The sequence below is a fragment of the Idiomarina seosinensis genome (assembly GCF_044797955.1).
GTDB lineage: Bacteria > Pseudomonadota > Gammaproteobacteria > Enterobacterales > Alteromonadaceae > Idiomarina > Idiomarina seosinensis_A.
The window spans coordinates 1,584,680-1,606,240 of sequence record NZ_CP085211.1 but is presented as its reverse complement, the minus strand read 5'-3'; the positions used below and the strand labels follow the sequence as shown (position 1 = coordinate 1,606,240).

Annotated in this window: 15 protein-coding genes; 12 read left to right on the top strand and 3 right to left on the bottom strand. The window is 49.2% G+C overall.

Annotation, left to right across the window (positions count from 1 at the left end):
* Positions 1-56: 56 nt before the first annotated feature.
* Genes dnaE through tilS form a run of 3 tightly spaced genes read left to right on the top strand, consistent with a single transcriptional unit; the run spans position 57 to position 5,864 of the window.
* Positions 57-3,536, top strand: coding sequence for a DNA polymerase III subunit alpha (gene dnaE, locus LG288_RS07535; protein WP_404399567.1), 3,480 nt, complete (start codon positions 57-59; stop codon positions 3,534-3,536).
* A 15-nt stretch (positions 3,537-3,551) separates the two neighbouring features.
* Positions 3,552-4,508 (top strand): acetyl-CoA carboxylase carboxyl transferase subunit alpha, encoded by a 957-nt coding sequence (accA, locus tag LG288_RS07530; RefSeq protein ID WP_404399565.1) that lies wholly within the window; start codon positions 3,552-3,554, stop codon positions 4,506-4,508.
* Between the two features lie 9 nt (positions 4,509-4,517).
* Complete coding sequence (tilS, locus tag LG288_RS07525; protein WP_404399563.1) at positions 4,518-5,864, top strand: tRNA lysidine(34) synthetase TilS; 1,347 nt, start codon at positions 4,518-4,520, stop codon at positions 5,862-5,864.
* Here tilS and LG288_RS07520 read toward each other — a convergent pair.
* Positions 5,847-6,782 (bottom strand): GGDEF domain-containing protein, encoded by a 936-nt coding sequence (locus tag LG288_RS07520; protein WP_404399561.1) that lies wholly within the window; start codon positions 6,780-6,782, stop codon positions 5,847-5,849. The genes tilS and LG288_RS07520 overlap by 18 nt on opposite strands.
* A 176-nt stretch (positions 6,783-6,958) precedes the next feature.
* On the opposite strand from LG288_RS07520, the gene LG288_RS07515 reads away from it, so the two are divergent.
* The 8 genes from LG288_RS07515 to LG288_RS07480 all read left to right on the top strand — a co-directional run bounded on the left by LG288_RS07515 (position 6,959) and on the right by LG288_RS07480 (position 19,218).
* Positions 6,959-8,932, top strand: a complete 1,974-nt coding sequence (locus tag LG288_RS07515; protein ID WP_404403062.1) for a cation:proton antiporter — start codon at positions 6,959-6,961, stop codon at positions 8,930-8,932.
* A 131-nt stretch (positions 8,933-9,063) separates the two neighbouring features.
* Positions 9,064-10,269 carry an efflux RND transporter periplasmic adaptor subunit gene (locus LG288_RS07510; RefSeq protein ID WP_404399559.1) on the top strand — a complete coding sequence of 402 codons (1,206 nt, stop codon included), beginning with the start codon at positions 9,064-9,066 and terminating at the stop codon, positions 10,267-10,269.
* 5 nt (positions 10,270-10,274) lie between these two features.
* Complete coding sequence (locus tag LG288_RS07505; RefSeq protein ID WP_404399557.1) at positions 10,275-13,451, top strand: efflux RND transporter permease subunit; 3,177 nt, start codon at positions 10,275-10,277, stop codon at positions 13,449-13,451.
* A gap of 109 nt (positions 13,452-13,560) precedes the next feature.
* Positions 13,561-14,271 carry a DUF599 domain-containing protein gene (locus tag LG288_RS07500; RefSeq protein ID WP_404399555.1) on the top strand — a complete coding sequence of 237 codons (711 nt, stop codon included), beginning with the start codon at positions 13,561-13,563 and terminating at the stop codon, positions 14,269-14,271.
* A gap of 12 nt (positions 14,272-14,283) precedes the next feature.
* Positions 14,284-15,315, top strand: a complete 1,032-nt coding sequence (gene astE / locus LG288_RS07495) for a succinylglutamate desuccinylase (protein ID WP_404399554.1) — start codon at positions 14,284-14,286, stop codon at positions 15,313-15,315.
* A 145-nt stretch (positions 15,316-15,460) separates the two neighbouring features.
* Positions 15,461-16,648, top strand: coding sequence for a thiamine pyrophosphate-dependent dehydrogenase E1 component subunit alpha (locus LG288_RS07490; protein ID WP_404399552.1), 1,188 nt, complete (start codon positions 15,461-15,463; stop codon positions 16,646-16,648).
* The gene (locus LG288_RS07485) at positions 16,648-17,625 is read left to right on the top strand and encodes an alpha-ketoacid dehydrogenase subunit beta (RefSeq protein ID WP_404399550.1); all 978 of its coding nucleotides are present in this window, start codon (positions 16,648-16,650) and stop codon (positions 17,623-17,625) included. Before LG288_RS07490 ends, LG288_RS07485 begins: the two co-directional genes overlap by 1 nt.
* A gap of 12 nt (positions 17,626-17,637) precedes the next feature.
* Positions 17,638-19,218, top strand: a complete 1,581-nt coding sequence (locus LG288_RS07480; protein ID WP_404399548.1) for a dihydrolipoyllysine-residue acetyltransferase — start codon at positions 17,638-17,640, stop codon at positions 19,216-19,218.
* Between the two features lie 147 nt (positions 19,219-19,365).
* Here the strand turns inward: LG288_RS07480 and LG288_RS07475 are convergent, their stop codons facing one another.
* A complete protein-coding gene (locus LG288_RS07475; protein WP_404399547.1) occupies positions 19,366-20,250 on the bottom strand; it encodes a DMT family transporter in 885 nt (294 codons plus the stop codon).
* A 109-nt stretch (positions 20,251-20,359) separates the two neighbouring features.
* Here LG288_RS07475 and LG288_RS07470 point away from each other — a divergent pair, with 109 nt between their 5' ends.
* On the top strand, positions 20,360-20,773 hold the full coding sequence (locus LG288_RS07470; protein WP_404399545.1) for a VOC family protein: 414 nt from the start codon (positions 20,360-20,362) through the stop codon (positions 20,771-20,773).
* Here the strand turns inward: LG288_RS07470 and LG288_RS07465 are convergent.
* Entirely contained in the window at positions 20,770-21,561 is a 792-nt protein-coding gene (locus LG288_RS07465; protein ID WP_404399544.1) for an SDR family oxidoreductase, read from the bottom strand. The genes LG288_RS07470 and LG288_RS07465 overlap by 4 nt on opposite strands.

Here is a 21,561-nt window from a genome sequence, read left to right as displayed (position 1 = left end):
GAACGCTGGCTTAAGGCACAATACGGGCAACCACGATAACAACAACAGTGTTGCACATGACTAGCGAAACTCAATTTGTTCACTTGCGCATCCACAGTGATTTTTCAATGGTGGACGGTCTGTCAAAGGTCGCGCCTATTTGTGAAGCGGTTGCCGCTAATGGTATGCCGGCATTAGCTGTAACCGACCAAATGAACTTTTGTGGGCTGGTGCAATATTATGGCGCGGCACACCAGCATGGCCTTAAACCGCTGATCGGCGCTGACTTATGGGTGCGGGCTGATTATCCAGTCGATGAAACCTTTCGTTTGACGGCGCTTGCCTTAAATAACGCCGGCTATCAGCAACTCATCCAGTTAATCTCCAGAGCCTACTTGCGCGGTCATGTTGGCGGTAAACCCGTTATTGATAAGGATTGGCTGGCTGAGCATAACGAAGGTATTCTGCTGTTATCTGGCGCCCGCGAGGGTGATGTCGGTCGTGCCTTATTAAAACAACACGAAAAACAGCTGCACCAGTGCCTTGAATTTTATCAGCACTATTTTCCTGACCGTTATTACCTTGAGTTGATTCGCAGTGGCCGGGCCGACGAAGAGGATTATCTGCATAAAGCCGTTGCCCTGGCGGGTGAACAACAGTTGCCGGTGGTAGCCACTAATGAAGTGGTTTTTCTTAATGAAGAAGACTTTGAGGCCCACGAAATTCGCGTGGCGATCCATGACGGCTATCAGCTGGGTGATAAACGCCGGCCAAAAAAGTACTCGGCGCAACAATATCTGCGCACTGCTGCCGAAATGCAGGAGCTCTTTGCTGATATCCCCGAAGCATTACAAAATACGGTAGAAATCGCAAAACGCTGTAATGTTACCGTGCGGCTGGGTGAATATTTTCTACCGAAGTTTCCCACTGGCGATCTCACAACAGAGCAGTATTTGGTTAAAAGATCGGAACAAGGACTGGAACAGCGGTTAGAATTCTTGTTCCCTGACCCGGAACAACGGCAGCAACATCGCAAAGCCTATGATGAGCGACTGCAAATTGAGCTTAGCGTTATTAATAATATGGGCTTTCCCGGTTACTTCCTTATTGTTATGGAGTTTATTCAGTGGAGTAAAGACAACAATATTCCGGTAGGACCCGGACGAGGCTCCGGCGCGGGTTCACTCGTCGCTTACGCGCTAAAAATTACCGATCTCGACCCACTTGCTTTTGATCTGCTTTTCGAGCGTTTTTTGAATCCGGAACGGGTTTCGATGCCGGATTTTGATGTTGATTTTTGTATGGATCGTCGCGATGAGGTCATTGATCACGTAGCGGATTTGTATGGCCGGGATGCGGTATCGCAAATCATCACCTTTGGTACCATGGCGGCTAAAGCCTCAATTCGTGATGTGGGGCGCGTGCTGGGGCACCCATACGGTTTTGTTGACAGTATTTCCAAGCTGATACCCGGCGACCCGGGCATGACGCTGAAAAAAGCGTTTCAGCAGGTACCCGAGCTGCAGGAGCGTTTTGATCAGGACGAAGAAGTCGAAGAACTGATTAAATTTGCCCGCATTCTCGAGGGTGTTACCCGCAACGCCGGCAAACACGCTGGCGGGGTAGTTATCTCGCCAACCAAAATCACCGATTTTTCGGCGCTTTATTGTGATGATGAGGGCAAAAACCCGGTCACTCAATTCGATAAAAATGATGTTGAGTCGGCGGGCCTGGTCAAGTTTGACTTTTTGGGGTTACGAACGCTGACTATTATCCAGTGGGCACTGGATATGGTTAATCGCCGTCATCGCCAGGAAGGCAAAGAGCTGATTGATATTAATGCGATTCCGCTGAATGACGCTAAATGTTTTAAAATATTAAAGCGCGCTGAGACGACGGCGGTTTTTCAGCTGGAATCGGCTGGCATGAAAAAGTTAATCCTGCGTCTGTTACCGGATAGTTTTGAAGACATTATTGCTTTAGTTGCGCTTTTTCGTCCGGGCCCATTGGAATCGGGCATGGTGGACAACTTTATTGACCGTAAGCACGGCCGTGAAGAAGTGTCTTACCCGGATGCAACATATCAACATGAATGTTTAAAACCCATTCTGGAGCCGACCTATGGCGTTATCCTGTACCAGGAGCAGGTTATGCAGGTTGCTCAGGTGATGGCCGGCTATTCGCTGGGAGCGGCGGACTTGCTGCGTCGCGCTATGGGTAAGAAAAAGCCCGAAGAAATGGCCAAGCAACGGGACATTTTCCGGCAGGGGGCGGCTAAAAATAACATCGACCCTGAATTAGCCATGAAAATTTTTGACCTGGTGGAAAAATTTGCAGGCTATGGTTTTAACAAATCGCACTCTGCGGCTTATGCTTTGGTTTCCTACCAAACCTTGTGGATGAAAACTCATTATCCTGCCGAATTTATGGCCGCAGTTATGTCGGCCGATATGGATAATACCGATAAAATTGTGACTCTGGCAGACGAATGTGAACGCATGGGTCTGCAACTACTGCCGCCGGATGTTAACAAAGGAATTTATAAGTTTACGGTCGATGAACAGGGCCGGGTAGTCTATGGCATCGGTGCGATTAAAGGCGTGGGTGAAGCACCGATCGAAACCATCGTCGAAGCGCGCAATGAAGGCGGGCAGTTTACTGATTTATTTGATTTTTGTTGTCGAGTCGATCTCAAACGCCTGAATAAACGGGTAATGGAACGGCTTATTCGTGGCGGAGCACTGGATGCTTTAGGACCACACCGGGCAGCGTTAATGGCATCGCTGGAAAAAGCAATGCGCCAGGCAGAGCAGCATCGACAGGCGGAGAGTATTGGTCAGGAGGACATGTTTGGCGTATTAACCACCGACACTGACACTATCGAGAATGAGTTTGTTCAGGTGCGTCCATGGTCAGAAGCTGTGTGGCTGGAAGGAGAGCGGGAAACGCTGGGCTTGTACTTAACCGGCCACCCAATTAACCGTTACCGGCAGGAATTGCGTCATTATGTAGCCGGTTTTCTGGCAGATATTAACGAAACCCGAAAAAATGAACTGGTGGCAATTGCCGGTTTAGTGATTGACGTGCGAGTAATCGTTAACAAACGGGGCCAGCGGTTCGCAGTGGTCACTCTGGACGATAAAAGCGCACGAATGGATGTAATGCTCTATAGTAACGAATACGACAATTACCAGCATTTGCTCGAAAAAGATCGAATTTTGTGGGCAAAAGGGGAGGTACGATTTGATAACTTCTCTGGTGGTAATAGAATGGTGGCTCGTGAGGTGATGAGCATCGAGCAGGCGCGTGAAGGTTTTCTGCGTCATATCTCGATTACGTTAACCGGTGAGCAGCTGCAAAACGGCATAGCCGAAAAGCTTCAGCAGGAGCTGCAGCCATACGCCGAAGGAACCTGCCCACTGATACTTCACTATCGTGGCGATAAAGCGAATGCAACCTTAACCGTTGGATCGCAATGGTATGTCAGACCGTCTGACGAATTGATACATCACTTACAGGACCTGCTGGGCGAACAGTGGGTTGCTCTGGAGTTTTAAAGGAACGGGTAGCGAATGAGTCTTAAATTTTTAGATTTCGAACAACCAATCGCCGAACTGGAAGCACAAATCGAAGAACTAAAAAGCGTTGGCGAGCGTGGTGAGCTGGATATTAATATCGAAGAAGAAATCCAGCGTTTAACCACGAAAAGCCGCGAGCTAACTGAAAAAATATTTTCAGAATTAGGTGCATGGCAATCAGCGCAGCTGGCACGGCATCCTTTGCGCCCTTACACGCTGGATTATATTCCACGAATTTTTACCGAATTCGATGAGCTAGCCGGTGACCGTACCTATGCTAACGACGAAGCTATTGTCGGTGGTATAGGGCGTTTGGATGATCAACCGGTGATGATCATCGGGCAGCAGAAAGGGCGCGAAACGAAAGATAAGATTCGCCGCAATTTTGGTATGCCCAAACCTGAAGGTTACCGTAAAGCCTTGCGCCTTATGGAAATGGCAGAACGGTTTAAAATGCCTATCGTAACCTTTATTGATACGCCCGGAGCTTACCCCGGTATTGGTGCCGAAGAGCGCGGCCAGAGCGAAGCTATCGCGCGCAACTTAAAAGTGATGTCGCGCTTGAATGTGCCAGTAGTCTGCACCGTAATTGGTGAGGGCGGTTCGGGCGGCGCGCTGGCGATAGGCGTTGGTGACCGGGTCAATATGCTGCAATACAGCACCTATTCTGTTATTTCACCCGAAGGCTGCGCTTCTATTCTATGGAAAAGTGCCAGCAAAGCTCCGTTGGCAGCAGAGGCGATGGGAGTAACGGCACAACGCAGTAAAGAGCTGAAGTTAATTGATACGGTGATTGAAGAGCCTTTGGGCGGAGCGCACCGGGATATTGACGCAATGGCAAAGGACCTGAAACAGCGCCTGATAACAGATTTAAACGAACTGAAAGGCCTGGGTCGTGATGAATTGCTGGATCAGCGCTATCAAAAGCTGATGTCTTTTGGTTATTGTTAAGTTTTAACGATGAGCGACTTGTTGTATCAACGTTTTCGGTCGGTGCTGCAAAGCTTATCACTAAAACCGCAACAGCAAATTGTTATTGCTTTGGGCGGCGGTGCTGACTCGCAGACGATACTTGACTGCGCCATGCGCTATCGTCAGCAGCATCCCGGCCACCGCTACCTGGCTGTGCATTTAGATCATAGTTTTCACCCGGATTCTGCTGCCTGGTCGCAAACTATAGAAAAAGCCGCTCAGGTCTATGGCATCGAGACCTTATTTGAACCTTTAGCGGTGGCAACTGAAGGTCAGTCAAAAGAGGCGGCGGGCCGTGAAAGGCGCTATCAACGGCTACAACAGCTCAGCGATGATGATGCGGTCATTTTATTAGGCCAGCATCGTAATGATCAAATTGAAACCTTTTTGTTACAGCTGAATCGTGGCAGCGGCCCGAAAGGGTTATCAGCGATGGCTGAAGTGCGCGACTGGCATCAGCAAAGGCGCCTGGTCAGGCCTTTGCTATCAATCAGTAAAGACGACATTTATCGTTATGCAGAGCAACATCAATTGGTTTGGATTGAAGATGAAACCAATTATGACACCCGCATCGAGCGAAACTTTTTACGGCACGAGGTCGTTCCTTTGTTAGAACAGCGCTGGCCTCAGTTTGGCGATAGTGTTCTGCGCTCGGCGCGGCTATGTGCGGAACAACAGCAGGTACTCGAGCAACTGCTGGATCGGCAACTGCAACAACAACTGATTGAGCACCCGCTGCTGGGTAATGGGTTGTCCGTGGACAGCCTGAGATATCAGGATGAGATGCTGCAAAGAGTCTCGCTACGGCGCTGGCTTGAGCAAAGTATGACCCCTGGTGATCGTCTGCCAAGCTATCAGCAGCTTGAACAAATTCGTTTACAGGCTTTACAAAGTCGGGCTGACAGTCAGGCCACCATTGACTGCACTAATTACCAGGTGCGGCTTTACCAGATGGCGTTATGGCGCACCCAGCCGGAGCAACCGCTGCAAAATCCATTAAAGCCTACTGCGGCCGGCTGGTTTACCTTACCGGCGCCATGGGGCAAGGTTTATTTAAATGAGGCCCTGATTGCAGGTCACCCGGTTGAGATTAGCTCTGAATCGCCGCCGGGTCGCCTGCAGCATATCAAACGGCAGGGCCGAAAAACGATTTTAGACTGGTTAAAGCAGGCCGGGGTACCGGCCTGGTTAAGACGTTCGGCACCTATGGTTAAAGTGGGCGACGAACTGCTCTGGCTGCCGATCGTTGGCTGGCTGCATGTATCTGCCCAAGCGCCAGTTTCACTGGCTGCTCTGCAGCCCGTCGAGCCTTTATGGTCAGGCGCTGTCGATTGAGTCGCAAAGCCGGTTTTTGCCTTTTTTCTTGGCTTGATAAAGTCGCTGATCCGCGTCCTGCATAATTTGTTCGGCAGGAGCAAAACCGTTTAGCTTTGCGGTGCCGGCACTGGTGGTTAACCGATACATTTGCAGTTCAGAACAGGCCTCTAATGCCAGCTGTATGCGTCGATAGACCGTTTGCGCCTGGTATAAATCGGTATCTTCCATGACAATAACAAATTCATCTCCGCCAAAACGAAAAACCTGGTCGCTGTCGCGCACGGCATGTTGCAGCAAATTAGCAAAGATACACAGGATATCATCACCCTGTTGGTGGCCGTATTCGTCGTTTACGGCTTTAAAGCCATCCAAATCCAGCATCATGACACAATGTGACCGATCCGCATCGCGTTGTTGCTTAACATGTAAATGGGTCAGGATCTCATCCAACAGAGCGCGGTTACCCAAGCCGGTCAAATGGTCACGAACAGCCTGACGATGCAAACGGGAAAAGTCCATGGCATTGCGCAGTGGAAAGGTCAGCTCGCGGTGATATTGTTCAAGGCGAAGCTTATGGGGCAAAGTGAGGGGACGCTTGAGACTATAAATCAGCTGCCCAAGATAACTTTTGTCTGCATAAAGCATGACCACATGCTGATAATCATTATCCTGGTAATTGCCAAATAAATTAAAAATTTGATCTCCCGAGATAAACTGAAGTGCTTCAATCGGGATACGGTTTTGAACAAACCCGGCATAAATGGATAATAACTTATTGCTGTCTAACGTTGTCTGCAGCGCATCGGCCAAATTAGCGGATTGAGCGAGGTCATCACTTGAGGTCAGCTGGCTGACCTGAGACTGAGAACGGAAAGGATGATCAGTCTTAATCACAGGGGCCGATTTGTTTTTTCCGAAAGCGACTTTTGCAAGCATTTTTGGATCCTGCCGATAGCAAATAATTAATTTGCTTAAAAGCATTACAAAAACCGTGCCATAAAAATAAATCGCAATTTAAACAGCAACTTAATAAATAAATGTTATCTTAACTTTGCCGGTGTTATTATTTTGACGGTAGATATTTGCCGCTTTCGGAAAACAGGGAGAGAATGATGTACGGTACCTTTACCAACTTGCTTTTACTGCTCGGTGTGGCGGTAATCCTAGTTTGGGCTTTCCGTCGCATTAAGTTGCCGGCCATACTGGCTTATTTGTGTGCCGGGATCATAGCTGGCCCTCACGTGATGGGCTGGATTGCCGAACCTGATGACTATCACCTGATAGCCGAGTTGGGTATTGTTTTGCTGTTGTTCTCCCTCGGTCTTGAATTTTCATTGCCTAAAATGATCGCAATGCGGCGCTGGGTATTCGGGTTGGGTGCAGCTCAGGTCCTCGGTTCATTACTGGTATTTTTGATCGCTGCTTTCTTGATCCTCGGCAACTGGGCGGCTGCGTTAGCTGTGGCAGGCGCGTTAGCCTTATCCAGCACAGCGGTTGTGATAAAGCAGCTAACCGAAAGTTCACAGACGGGTACCCGGCGCGGTCAAATGACTGTTGCCGTGCTGTTGTTCCAGGATATTGCAGTGGTGCCGCTGTTGATCGTAATTCCGCTGCTGGCCGGCGGAGGCGACGGCAATATTGCTTACAGTTTGCTAATGGCACTGGTGAAAGGTGCCGCAGTAGTCGCCGTGTTGATGGCAGTCGGTAAATGGATATTGCCCTTTATGTTTGGTGAAATCGCCAAGCAGCGTACCGATGAATTATTTGTTCTGGCCACGCTGATGGTGGCACTAGTCGCAGGCGGTTTGACCCATCTGTTTGGCTTATCAATGGCGCTGGGTGCATTTTTAGCCGGCATGATGCTGGGTGAGAGTAAATACAAACATCAGCTTGAAGCTGATATCCGGCCTTTTCGCGACATTCTGATGGGCTTGTTTTTTACCACCGTTGGTATGCAGTTAGCGCTAAATTCCTTTGTTCAGTCATTGCATTGGGTGCTACTGATTATTATCGCGATGGCCGCGACCAAGCTGGTGATTATTCGCTATGTAGCAAAGCTGATGAGAGAACGCGACAGGGATGCCTGGGGCAGTTCCATTTCACTATTTCAGATGGGTGAGTTTGGCTTTGTTATTGTCGCGCTGGCGGGAAGTTACAACTTATTAAGCCCGGAAGTTGCCTCAGTTTTGGTTGGTGTTGGTGTATTCAGTATGGCGCTGACACCACTGGTAATTCAAAAATTACAGCCGCTGGTATCGTTTGTGGTCCGCGAGCCGGATTCTTCCGGTGATATTGAACAGCATTTGCAGCAGCAGGGATCCGCTGACGATGATAACCCGGTGTTAATTTGCGGGTTTGGCCGTGTCGGTCAGACCATAAGCCGCTTTCTGGACGCCGAAGGCATTCGTCACCGGGCCATTGACAATGATCCATTGCGGGTAAAAGAAGCCACTGCTGGTGGCGCGCCGGTATTTTTTGGTGACAGTGCTAAGCGCGATATTCTGCGGGCAGTGGGCGCCGGACGGGCGCCGCTTATAATTATCAGCTTTGCTGACGATTTGCGCGCGGCGGAGGTGCTGCGACAAATTCGCGAGATGAATTCCGACGCTTACGTTATTGTGCGTAGCCGCGATGATTTAAACCTTGACGTATTGCACAACGCCGGCGCATCTCAGGTTGTCCCGGATACACTGGAGGCCAGCCTCATGTTGATTTCTCACGTGATGAGCCGAAGTGGTATTCCGCTACGCCGTATTTTGGCCCGTCTGGATCAGGAGCGGCGCGATCATTACGGCGCTATGCACGGCTTTTACCCGGGGTCGAGCACTACCTTAGCCGCCGAAAATGCGGATAAACTGGAGTTGCTACATGCGGTTAATCTGCCCGAGCGGGCCTGGGCCGTGGGTAAAACCTTAGATCAGCTCAACTGGGAGCATTTCCATGTCAAGCTTAAGGCGCTGCGGCGTGATGATGTGGAAATTTCCGAGCCCACCAGTGATATTGAACTGCGCCCCGGAGATGTTCTGCTGTTAAGCGGCAAGCCACGCCACGTTGAAGCTACCGAGTCCTGGTTGCTCAGAGGATAACGGTTTTGTAATAGTCGGTTACAACTTAGTCGGCAAAAATCACAGTTCGCAACAGTTAAGGTCTAACAATTTACATAAGTTCCGTAGATAATGGTCACTATTGAAAATCGTACGACTTTGAGCGAACTGTGATGAAAATAAAAAAACGTGCTTTTATACCTCCCGTTATCATTATTGTTGCTATAGGACTGGCCGTATTGGCCAGCATGAGTGCAAAACCTCCGACAACCCGCCAGCAGGAAAAGCTTGCGGTCATGGTTGAAGTACAGGAAGTGACGCCCCGCGACATGACATTTTTAGTCGACTCGCAGGGCACCGTTCGACCGCGGCACTCGACCACTTTATTAGCCGAAGTCAGTGGTCAAATTATCGAAGTCTCCGATAAATACAATGCCGGTGGTTTTTTCGAGAAGGGTGAGATGCTTTTGCAAATCGACCCTTCAGATTATGAAGTTGCAGTGCAACAATCCCGTTCACAACTGCTGCAGGCACAGGCGGCATTGGCTGAAGAGAAAGCACGCGCCAAAGTTGCCGAAGAAGAATGGGCTGAATTTACCGACGGCGATGCCCCGGCACTGGGTTTACGCAAACCCCAGTTAGCCAGTGCACTGGCGGCACTAGAATCAGCCGAAGCAAACCTTGCTATGGCTAAACGAAATCTTCAACGCACGACAATTAAAGCTCCCTATGACAGTTTACTGCGCAGTAAACAGGCGGATCTGGGTCAATTCGTTGGCGCAGGTGCACAAATTGCGACACTGTTCGGCACCGAGCTTGGAGAGGTAAGGCTGCCGCTCAGCGACCTGGACGTGACTTATCTTAATTTACCTGAGGAGGGAAGCAGTCAGCCAAGAGCCTTGCTTAAATCACAGGTATCAGGCATGGACGAGCAATGGAGCGGACGCTTGGTTCGCACCGAAGGGGTACTGGATGATGCCAGCCGTGTAATTTACGGAGTCGTAGAAATCCCGGATCCTTATAATTTAGAACAACAAACGCACCCTGAACCGCTGCGCTTTGGCCGTTTTGTACAAGCACAAATCGAAGGGCAGAGCGTTACTGATGTGATGGAAGTACCAACTTACGCAATCAATAACGATAACAGTGTCTGGGTTGTTGATGAAACGCGCGAGTTACAGAGAAAGCCTATCGAGGTGATTCGGACCCAGCAGAATACCAGCATCGTCAGCGGCGGTCTGGAAGCGGGCGACCAAGTTGTGTTGACGCAATTAAAGAATCCGCTTAACGGGATGAAAGTCCGGTTGCAGGGCGACCCTCTTCCTGAGCAAATGGAAACCGCGGCCAAAACCGATGACAATAACGCGCAGAGCGAGTAGCAACTATGTCCAATGAAAAGCAAAAAGGAATCATAGCCTGGTTTGCCAATAATCCGGTAGCGGCCAACTTGTTGATGATCGTTATTCTGGTAGCGGGCGCGATGTCAGTATTTTCGGTGCGCAAACAAATGTTCCCGGAAATCGAAATGAACGTCATCAGCATTCAGGTTCCGTTTCCAGGAGCAGCTCCGCAAGAAGTAGAGCAAGGCGTCATAATGCTGATTGAAGATGCCATCGAGGATGTTGACGGAATTGAGGAAATGACGTCAAGGTCCCGGGAAGGTGCCGGCAGCGTAAGCCTTGAAGTGGAGCCAGACTACGACGTTCAGGTGGTAATGGACGAAGTTAAAATGCTGGTTGATGCGATTCCAAATTTCCCTCAGCAAATTGAAAAGCCGAACATTTACAGAGTGCGGCCAAACCGTGATGTGATCTGGATTTCGGTATTCGGGGATGCAAATGAACGGACCCGCAAAGAGTTGGCAAAAACTGTCCGCGATGAATTAAAGACTGTCGGCGGTATTACCAAAGTTGAAGTCGTCGGTGATCGTGATTATGAAATTGCCATTGAGATTTCGCAACAGGATTTAGAGCGTTATGGCTTAACTTTCCAGCAGATTGTTAATGCGGTGCGTGGCACTTCCATTGACGTGGCCGGGGGCTCTATAAAAACCCCGAACGGCGATATCTTGTTACGGGCGAATAATCAGGCGTACCAGGGTAGCGAGTTTGAAAAAATCGTGTTGATTAGTCGTCCCGATGGTACGCGTCTGACGCTGGGTGACATAGCGACCGTTGAAGATGGTTTTGTTGAGACTGAAGCTTTTACCCGCTTTGACGGAAAACCAGCGACTTTTGTCCGCGTCAATTCTGTTGGTGATCAGAACGATTTAAAAATCGCAGAGTACGTAAAGAATTACGTGCAGCGTAAGCAGGAAGAACTGCCTGACCAGGTGCAGCTGGCTTCCTGGGGCGACTCTTCCTATTATCTGCAGGGGCGTCTGGACCTTATGCTGAATAATATGTGGATTGGCGGTTTGCTGGTGTTTTTAATGCTATCGCTGTTTTTACAGTTACGGCTGGCGTTTTGGGTGATGCTGGGTATCCCGGTTTGTTTCCTCGGTACTATAGCTATGATGCCCTTACCCATGTTCGACATTTCCATTAATATGATTTCCTTGTTTGGTTTCATACTGGTGCTGGGGATAGTGGTGGATGACGCCATTGTTATTGGTGAAAGTGCCTATACGGAAATCGAGGAAAAGGGTCAGAGTGTTGATAATGTAGTGGCCGGCGCCAAGCGGGTAGCGATACCGGCAACCTTTGGCGTGCTAACCACTATGGTTGCTTTTCTGCCCATGCTGATGGTGGAAGGGGGGATGGGAGCCATCTGGGAATCCATTGCTTATGTGGTGATACTGGCGCTGGCGTTCTCCCTGGTTGAATCTAAATGGATTTTACCGGCTCATATTGCACAAATGAAATACTCAAAGGCGGAAGGCGAAAAAGCTAACGCGTTCCAGCGGTTCCGTAACCGTATCTCCAGCGGCATTCAGCGCTTTGTAGAAAACTACTACCGGCCGTTTTTGAAAAAATGCCTGCATTACCGGTACACCACCTTAGCCAGTTTCGTGGCCTTAATGATACTTATGATTGGCTTATTAAGCGGGGGTATTGTGCGATGGGTGTTCTTTCCTGATATCCCCAGTGACTTTATCCAGGCGCGGGTCGAAATGCAGCCGGGTACCTCAGAGGAACGCACTATTGAAGTGCTAAGCAGTGTTGCCGGAGCTTTGAACAGTGTCGATAATAACGTCAAAGAAGAGCAGGGTCGTGGTGTCGTGCGGCACACCAACATCTGGATGAATGGTACCGAAAGCGGCACCGTATTTGCCGAGTTGGAAAAAGGTGAAGACCGCAATATCGATGGCTATGAAATTGTCAACCAGTGGCGTGAAGCGGTTCCGGAGCTTGCCGGTGTGCGCAGTGTTAATTTCCAGGGAGGAATTGGCGGTGGCGGCGGCTTTGATCTCGAATTTCAGTTAGTTGGCGATGATTTAACCGATTTAAAAGCGGTTGCTGATCAGTTGAAAGCCGTGCTGGGCGAATATGACGGCGTATTTGATATTGAAGATACCTTTGGCGACGGCAAAGATGAAATCTTGCTACAGACCAAGCCGCTGGCTGAAGCCATGGGAATTAATCTGGCAGAACTGGCAACTCAGGTTCGCTACGCATTTTATGGCGCTGAGGCGCAACGGATCCAACGCGGCGACGAAGAAATAAAGGTCATGGTTCGCTACCCCGAAGAACAACGGCAATCAGTCGGTAATTTGCAGGATATGAAATTACGCACAGCGGATGGGGCAGAAATTCCATTTACTGAATTAGCCGATATTGAATTTGCCGAGGGCTACTCAACCATTACGCGTATCGATCGTGAGCGTTCGGTTAACGTGCGCGCTCGTGTCGACAAGGATAAGGTAGAACCTTTTCGGGTGGTCAAAGAAGTCCGCGAGGATAAAATCAAACCGCTGCTTGACCAGTACCCTTCGGTTGATTTTAAGCTACAGGGAGCAACCCAGGACGAAGCGGAGGCAACTAATTCACTGGCACTCGGTGGGTTGCTGGCGATGCTGGCTGTTTATGCGTTAATGGCAATACCGTTGAAGTCCTATAGCCAGCCGCTGATCATCATGTCGGTCATTCCTTTTGGTATGATTGGTGCCGTACTTGGGCACTGGTTGCTCGGCATGCCGGTCAGTATTCTCAGCTTGTTTGGCATTATTGCGTTATCGGGCGTGGTGGTGAACGACAGCCTGGTAATGGTTGACTATGTCAATAAAGCGCGAGCTGTCGGTACCGACTTACGTCACGCAGTATTAGATGCCGGTTGCCGGCGCTTCCGGGCGATTACTCTAACCTCGTTGACGACCTTTTTTGGTCTGCTACCCATTGTGCTGGAAAAAAGTCTCCAGGCGCAGCTGGTGATCCCTATGGCGATTTCGCTGGCATTTGGCATTATCTTTGCGACAGTCATTACCCTGTTGCTGATTCCTTGCCTGTATTTAATCTTGTCCGATAGCAAGCGTGGCGTAAGAACATTACTGTCCTGGTATGGCTTGATGAAACCGCCGGCGCCAAAAGACATGACCACAGAAGAAGCATTAAAGAACTATTAAACTGTGAGTAGTGAAAAGCCGCACATCGTGCGGCTTTTTTACTTTTCAGCCCGATAATTTGTTAAGATACGGTCATTAATCTGATAAAAACCGTTAAGGAAACAGCGTAATGCTGCTCTCATTGTTCGATTTTATCGCCCTGATATTCTTCTTTTTTACCTGGATTGGCTACTCTTTATTTGCTCGAAAACGCGCCAGAACAACTCATTCGTTGTCGAGTATTTTATGTACTTTGCGGATTGACTGGATGCAGACCGTCATGCGCAAAGAGCACCAAATTGCCGATGCCGCGCTGATTGGTAATGTTGAACGCACCGTTACTTTTTTCGCGTCGTCGACCGTGCTAGTACTGGCGGGTGTTATTACGGTTTTAGCTCACGCCGAAGAAGTGGTCCAGGTTCTGGCAAAATTGCCGCTGGCACCGGCTTCCAGTGTCATCATGGTACAGTTTCAGCTGGCCATTCTGGCGCTCATTTTCATTTACGCATTTTTTAAGTTTACCTGGTCTATCCGGCAGTTTGGGTTTGTATCGGTACTGCTGGGCGCCTCGGTAAAATATCAACAGCAGGGGCTTAGTCGCGAAGAGAGCGACCGCTTTGCGCATCACGCTGCCAAAGTGCTTGATCAGTCCGGACACGAGTATAACAAAGGCCTAAGGACGTACTACTTTGCGCTGGCCTATCTTGCTTGGTTTTTGCACCCGCTGATGTTAATTATTGCCAGCAGCATTGTGGTTTTTATTCTGTACCGGCGTGAATACAAATCACGTGTACTGCGTGATCTTTTAGCGACTCATGGCTTTGTACCCGGCAAAAAATAAGAGGAGCGAATTTTGAATAACGTATTTGATGATTTTCTCAACTGGACCTGTCAAAACCCCTGGGGGGTGGAGCAACAGTTTAGTCGGCAACTGAGTAACGATACGCAGCTGACAATCTGGGACAGTGGTATCTTACTGGCAGAGCCTGAGCAAGCCGGCAACAAAGACATCATTATTTCTTGCGCTGTACATGGCAACGAGACCGCTCCAATCGAAATATGCCGTGATATTATTCAGGATATTATTGCCGAGCAGCAGCCGGTCAAGCATCGCACGCTGTTTATTATTGCCAACCCGGCTTCAATTAATGCTGACCGTCGCTTTATTGATGAGAATATGAATCGACTGTTTAGCGGAGCGCACAGCAAAGGTGACAACACCAGCCCCGAAGGTCAGCGCGCGGCAAAAATAGAATCTTATGTAGAGCGTTTTTATACTCAGGCGCCGGCCGGTAAACGGCAGCGCTTTCATTACGATTTACACACGGCCATCAGAGATTCAAAGCGCGAAAAATTCGCCGTTTATCCTTATACTCACGGCAAACCACACAGTCAGGAGCAGTTGCAGTTTCTGTTAGCCTGCGGTGTCGATACGGTGCTACTGAATCAAGCGCCGACCACCACTTTTTCGTATTTTAGTGCTCATCAGTTTGATGCCCACGCCTTTACTGTCGAGCTGGGTAAAGTTCGTCCTTTTGGTGAAAACAGACGAGAGGATTTTGCGGCGGCAGAAAAGGCACTACGCGAGCTTATCGGCCAGGCCGACCCGACGTTAGCGCCTTTTAAACCGGAACAGCACCAGATTTTTGCCGAAGCACAGACGATTAATCGTGAACACCAAGATTTTGAGCTTAATTTTGCTGACCAAACCGCAAACTTCACAGCTTTTAATAAAGGTGACGTGCTCGCCTTTGATGGCGGCAATGAAGTAAGGGCGTTACATGATAATGAGCACATTATTTTTCCTAATGCCCGGGTTGCGCTGGGTCATCGAGCACTGCTTACGGTTGTGCGCGTACCGACTGAGTCGCTGGAACTGATCTAAGCGGGCCAGATAAACTGTTAAAACTGTGCGTTTCTATTTACACTTAGCGCACTGATTAAAGAGCAGTGTGCTATTTGCATAGCACTTTACGTAAAGGTAAAGTAGCGGCAATTTTCCACCCTGCTGACAACCGAAAGAGAAGGTTATGGCCAAGGATAAAAAACACAATACAGAGATTGTGACCAAGCCAAAGTGGTTTGATAAAGATTCTGTCACAATTCCGATGCTGCAAATCTTAAAAGAAGATGGCAGCTTTCATAAAGATGCCGATATGCCGGATTATGATAAAGAGCTGATTGTGAAGATTCACGATACCATGCAATTTATTCGTATTCTGGATGAGCGCATGATAGCCGCACAACGCCAGGGGCGTATCAGCTTTTACCTGGCATCGCGTGGCGAGGAGGCTGAAAGTGTGGCCTCAGCCGCCGCTCTTGATGCCGGCGACATGATTATGGGTCAATACCGTGAGCAAGGTGCACTGGCGTACCGGGGCTTTACCGTTGAGCAGTTTATGAATCAACTGTTCTCTAATGAAAAAGACTTAGGTAAAGGTCGTCAGATGCCGGTTCACTATGGCTGCGCTGAGCTAAACTTTATGACCATTTCGTCGCCTTTGGGGACTCAGATTCCGCAAGCGACCGGTTATGCCTTTGGTCAAAAAATGGATAAAACCGGTAAGTGTACCATTTGTTACTTTGGTGAGGGCGCGGCTTCAGAAGGCGACTTCCATGCTGCGCTGAATATGGCATCGGTTTATAAAGTGCCGGTTATCTTTTTCTGCCGTAACAACGGCTATGCCATTTCTACACCAGCGCAAGGCGAGCAGTACGGCGGTGATGGTATCGCCCCACGCGGTATTGGCTATGGTATGAAAACCATCCGTATCGACGGCAATGACGTGTTTGCTGTGCTAAAAGCAACACAGGAAGCGCGCCGCCTGGCCGTAGAAGAAAACGAACCTGTGCTGATTGAGGCAATGTCTTATCGTATGTCAGGACACTCAACCTCGGATGATCCAACCGGCTACCGTACCCGTGAGGAAGAATCTGACTGGCAGGCCAAAGATCCGCTTGATCGTTTACAAAAATGGATGATGAACGAGGGCTGGCTGGACAAAGACCACGTAGAAGAACATCACGCAGAAGTTAAAGCCAAGGTTCTGGCAGCCTTAAAAGAATCAGAAAAAGTGCCGGTTCCGCATATTGATGAACTCATCAATGATGTATATGACCAGCCGACGGAGCTGTTGAAAGAGCAGTTAGACGAGCTAAAAGAACATATTCGTAAGTATCCGGATGCCTACAGCAAAACGTCAGGGAGAATGGACTAATGGCTAAAATGAATTTACTACAAGCCATCAACAGCGCATTAGACCTGGCGATGGCCAAGCATGACAATGTGTATAGCTTTGGTGAAGACACCGGTGGTTTTGGTGGTGTGTTCCGTGCAACTTCGGGTCTTACCGAAAAATACGGTAAGCACCGCAACTTCAATACACCATTGGTTGAGCAGGGCATTATTGGATTCGCGAACGGCCTAGCGTCTCAAGGCAGCTACGCCATCGCCGAAATTCAATTCGGCGATTATATCTTTCCTGCGTTTGACCAAATAGTGAACGAAACAGCCAAGTTCCGTTATCGTTCAGGTAATGAATTTAACGTGGGTGGGTTAACCATTCGTACGCCATACGGCGGTGGTATCGCAGGCGGTCACTATCATTCACAGTCACCAGAAGCCTATTTTGCCCATACTCCAGGAATTAAAATTGTCACGCCGCGTAATCCTTATGAAGCAAAAGGGCTATTGCTAAGCGCTATTTTTGACAAAAACCCGGTGTTGTTCATGGAACCGAAGCGTCTGTACCGTGCGTCGACTGGCGAAGTTCCGGAAGAAGAATACACCATTCCATTGGGTAAAGCCGAAGTGGTCAAAGAAGGTAATGACATCACCGTTCTGGGTTGGGGCGCGCAGATGGAAATGACGGAAAAAGCGGTTGAACAAGCTGAGAAAGACGGCGTTTCCTGTGAAGTCATTGACCTGCGTACGATATCCCCATGGGACGTTGAAACCGTAACTCAATCGGTATTAAAAACCGGTCGTTTAGTGATTACCCAGGAAGCACCTATTACCGGCGGCTTTGCCAGTGAAATTGCGGCCACGGTTCAGGATAAGTGTTTCTTATATCTTGAGTCACCGATTGCCCGTGTCTGTGGCATCGACGTGCCGTATCCGCTGTGTCATGAAAAAGAATATATGGCGGATCATTTAAAAATTTATGAAGCGATTAAACGCTCAATGAATTACTAAGGACCCATCGACATGAGTAAAGACTTTATTCTGCCCGATATCGGCGAAGGGATCGTAGAGTGCGAAATCGTTGAATGGCTGGTTGCCGAGGGTGACGAGGTAAAAGAAGACCAACCCGTGGTTGAAGTCATGACGGATAAAGCCATGGTGGAAATTCCTGCTAAAGACGACGGCGTGGTTGAAAAGCTGTATTACCAAAAAGGCGATATTGCTAAAGTACACGAGCCCTTGTTTGCGATTAAGCCCGCTGACGGATCTTCTGATGAGACTCCTGCTAAAGAAAGCGAGCCGACTAAAAAAGAAGAACCGAAAGCTGAGGAAAAACAACCCTCAACCGGTGGCGATACAACAGACTTTATTTTGCCGGACATTGGTGAAGGTATTGTTGAATGCGAAATCGTTGAATGGCTGGTTTCTGAAGGTGATGAAGTAAAAGAAGATCAGCCGGTAGTCGAAGTAATGACGGACAAAGCGACGGTTGAGATTCCGGCGAAAGACGACGGCACAGTGGTTAAGCTGTATCACAAAAAAGGCGATATTGCCGAAGTCCACAAACCGTTGTTTGCATTACAGCCTGCGGGCGGCACAGCGTCAGCAGCAGAGCAGAGCAGCGCTTCCGCCTCCGATGACACTGGCTCTGATGACGTAGCTCCCGTCCCTGACGCGAGTAACAAAGCTGAACCGCCAAAAAAAGCCCGCCAGGGCAAAGCGGTTGCCAGCCCGGCAGTGCGTCGTTTAGCGCGGGAAAATGACATCAACATCGCAGATGTTGAAGGCTCAGGTAAAAAAGGCCGGGTATTAAAGCAAGATATCAAAGACTTTGTGTCTGGCAGCCCTGCAGAAAAATCAGAAACAGCAGCAGCTCCTGCCGCCGCTCAGACAACAGGTGGCACTCGCACCGAAGCAATTCGTGGCGTGAAAGCGGCAATGGCGAAGCAGATGATGAAGTCGGTCAGTACGATTCCGCACTTTACTTATGCGGATGAGTTCGACGTTACCGACTTGATCGCATTGCGTGAAAAGCTGAAAGAGCAATATAAAGAAAAGGGTATTCGCTTAACGGTTATGCCGTTCTTTATCAAAGCTCTGTCGCTGGCGCTCAAAGAGTTCCCGGTAATGAATGCGCAGGTTAATGAAGACTGCACTGAAATTACGTACTTTGATGATCACAATATTGGCATGGCGGTCGATACTAAGATTGGCTTGTTAGTACCTAACGTTAAACAGGTGCAGAACAAGAGCATCATTGACGTGGCCAACGAAGTAACGCGTCTGACCCAGGCGTCGCGCGAAGGTAAGTTGCCACAGGCGGATATGAAGCAGGGCACTATCAGTATCTCCAATATTGGGGTTATTGGCGGCACTGTGGCAACGCCGATTATCAATAAACCGGAAGCCGCAATCGTCGCCTTAGGCAAAGTGCAGGAACTGCCTCGCTTTGATGCTAATGGTAATGTGGTTGCGCGGAAGATTATGACGGTAAGCTGGTCAGGCGATCACCGAATTATTGATGGTGGTACCATCGCCCGCTTTAACAAACGCTGGCAGGAATTTTTAGAAGACCCGACCAGCATGTTAGTTAATATGGTGTAGGTTGCGTTTTTGACGCGACCTTTTCTTTGATGGCAGGGTGTTGCATTGTTGGATGGCGATGCCCTGTTTTTACTTGCGTCGGAGTTTTACTTGCGTCAGGACGCAAGCTACGACGTCAGGACGCAAGCTACGAAGTCGGGGCGAAAGCTACTGGCGTAAGCGCTGGAAGATTAGGCCGCTGACGATGAGCACCAGGCCTGCGATAGTGCTTAGGTGGATTGTTTCACCAATGATTTGATTTAACAGTAACAGCGAGATAAATGGCGATAGAAAAATTAAATTGCTGATCAACGAGGTGTTACTGGCGGTTTTCATGGCAGTCATCCAGAGCAAAAAAGTCACTCCCATTTCGAATAATCCAACATAGCTAACTGCTAACCAGCCCTGCCAGGGAACTGTACCCCAGTCAGTAGTGATCAAACTTAACACGATTAAAAAAGGCAGTGCCAGGCCAAAAGCCAGCACCAGCTGCACGATCGATTCGGCATTTCGCTTGGTATTAATGATCCAGTAACTGGCCCACAAAAAGGTGGATAACAGCGCCCAGAAAACGCCCCACGGATTAGAGAAACTTAACCCCAGAACATCGCCGCGCGTGGCGATGACCAGTACACCTAAATAACCAAACGCACTGGCTATCCAGTCCCGTTTGCGGATCTTCTGTTTTAGGAAAACCGCCGCCATAAAGGTTAGGGCAATAGCCCATGTATAATTCAGTGGCTGCGCCTCTGAGGCCGGCAACAAATGGTAAGCCTGAAACAGCACCAAATAATATAGGGTGGGGTTGAGCAGCCCGATTAATAAGTAATACAGTGGCATTCGGCGCAGTTCCAACAGCAATAGTTGTTGTTTACCACGTACCAGGGCAATGGCCAGCAAAATAAGAAACGATACGGTGCTGGCGCCGGTAACCATTTGCAGCGGGGTTAGGTAGTTAAGGGTTATTTTAAAAGCGGTGGCGACTGTCGACCATAGCAGGACCGCAGCCAGTGCAAATATCATTGCCCGTTTATCGTTTGCACTTAACGCCACCTGGCCTCCGGACTACTATCTCTGCTGATTTATCGCGAGAATAGCGTAAATTACGGCTTAATGTGTATTTAAAATCGTTATACTGTGGATACTGAAACAAGGAGTGGATATGCAACCAATTATCTCGGTGATTACTTTAGCAGTTGACGACTTGGTGCAAGCGACAAAGTTTTATCATCAGGGTCTTGGGTTACCGACAAAAGGTGTTGTTGGTGAGCCTGAGCAGGATACTCAGGTAGCGTTTTTTAAACTGAATAATAACCTCAAGCTGGCGCTTTGGCCGCGTGAAAGCCTGCAGCGTCAAACGAGTTGTGCGGTAACCGGGCATGGGGTTTTAATCAGTCATAATGTGGTCAGCCGGGAGGCAGCAGAGCAGCTGTTAAGAAAAGCAGCCGCGGCCGGCGCGGTAGTTAATAAAGCCGCCCATGAACAGCCCTGGGGCTGTTTTGGCGGCTACTTCACCGATCCTGAAGGCTATCTCTGGGAAGTAACCTTCAATCCCGACTTGGTAAGCAAGGATTAAACTTTCCGCTTGGCGGTAATTCGTCTCACCAAAGCAGGAAAAAAGCGTTGCAAGCGCGGTGCCATAGCGCTTAACCCTTGGCCGATAATGGCTTCGGCTTTGTTAGCTTCGATGGCTTTAATAATACCGGCTGCACAAGCCTCGGCGCTAATTCCCGACTCGATCTCCGGGTCGTTGTGACCTTGCTGATTACCATCGGCCTGCAATGCGTTAATCGCAATTTGAGTGTTTACAAAGCCCGGTAAAATACTGGTTACCTGTACATTGTGCTCGGCCATTTCTGCTCGTAAACAGTCCATGTATCCCACTACCGCGAATTTAGCACCTGAGTAGCCACTGCGCAGTTTACTGCCAACTTTACCGGCAACACTGGCAACAGCAACAATATGACCCTGTTGACGCTCGGTCATTTGCGGCAGCACCACCTGGTTTAGCGCGACGACACCAAAGTAATCAATTTCCATCAATTGGCGGTACACCGACAGATCGGTTTGCAAAGCGCTACTGCGCTGCGAAATACCCGCGTTATTAATCAGCACGTCAATGGTCTGATCGGCTAACGCCTGCTGGGCCTCGGATTTTGCCTGCTCGGGTGCCGATAGATCCAGCGCCAACACCTGATGGGAGTCGGGGTTGGGCAGCGACTGGCGTAGTTGTTCTAATTGTGCAGACCGGCGTGAGGTTAATATTAGCCGGGCGCCACAGGCCGCTAACTGGTGGGCCAGGGCTAAACCAATGCCCGAGGAGGCACCGGTCAGCCAAATGGTCTTTTGCTTAATCGCGGTCAT